Annotated in this window: 1 protein-coding gene; it reads left to right on the top strand. The window is 71.5% G+C overall.

Going from position 1 to position 615, the window contains the following annotated elements; all coding sequences use genetic code 11:
* The first annotated feature begins 79 nt into the window (after window positions 1–79).
* Window positions 80–316 (top strand): hypothetical protein, encoded by a 237-nt coding sequence (locus tag ADK86_RS16760; RefSeq protein WP_053697296.1) that lies wholly within the window; start codon window positions 80–82, stop codon window positions 314–316.
* Window positions 317–615: the final 299 nt, after the last annotated feature.

Raw genomic sequence — 615 nt, 5'->3', positions numbered from 1 at the left:
CTGGCCAGACATGCCAGCGAGTGTATCCGCGGCCCATCGGGCAGGATGGCGGCACAGGAGTCGCACACAGGAGGCCACGATGGCGCTGTTCAAGAGGCGGACGGCCGGCAGGCCCGGCGAGTGGTTCTACTGCCTCAAGCACGGAACGGTCGAAGAGGGCCCCCAGTGCCGCGCCGCCGACCGCTTCGGCCCGTACGCGACGCGCGAGGAGGCGGCCCACGCGATGCAGACCGCCCAGGAGCGCAATCTTGACTGGGAGACCGATCCCCGGTGGCACGACAAGAGCGAAGAGAAGGGGCCGGGGGAGTCCGCGTAGGCGGGAGGAGTGCGCGTATGAGCGGGCCGGGCGCCGGGCCGGGACGCCTCCGCGCCCGGTCGCGGCAGCCCGGCTGCCCAGCCGCCCGACTGCGCCGTTGCCCGACTAGGCCCTGTCGTCAAATTCCCGCCTGCCGCGCGACTCCCCCAGCTACCGCTGGGAGGTGCCCCCAGCACGCACGCTCGCCGCGTTGTCGGGTTCTTCCCGGTACACCCAGTACCGGGAAGACCCTCCGCCTTGCGATCGGCTCGGCTTCCGAAGACGGATCGAAGAGCCGAGACGGAGCGCAGCGGAGTGCA

The sequence above is a fragment of the Streptomyces sp. NRRL F-5755 genome (genome assembly GCF_001279365.1).
Taxonomy (GTDB): Bacteria; Actinomycetota; Actinomycetes; order Streptomycetales; family Streptomycetaceae; genus Streptomyces; species Streptomyces rimosus.
Note: the sequence above shows the minus strand (reverse complement) of the source record. Positions and strands in the feature narration are given on the sequence as shown.

What these genes read in the sequence shown, in the direction of transcription:
- ADK86_RS16760 (WP_053697296.1), top strand. Translation starts at nt 80, where the DNA reads ATGGCGCTGTTCAAGAGGCGGACGGCCGGCAGGCCCGGCGAGTGGTTC.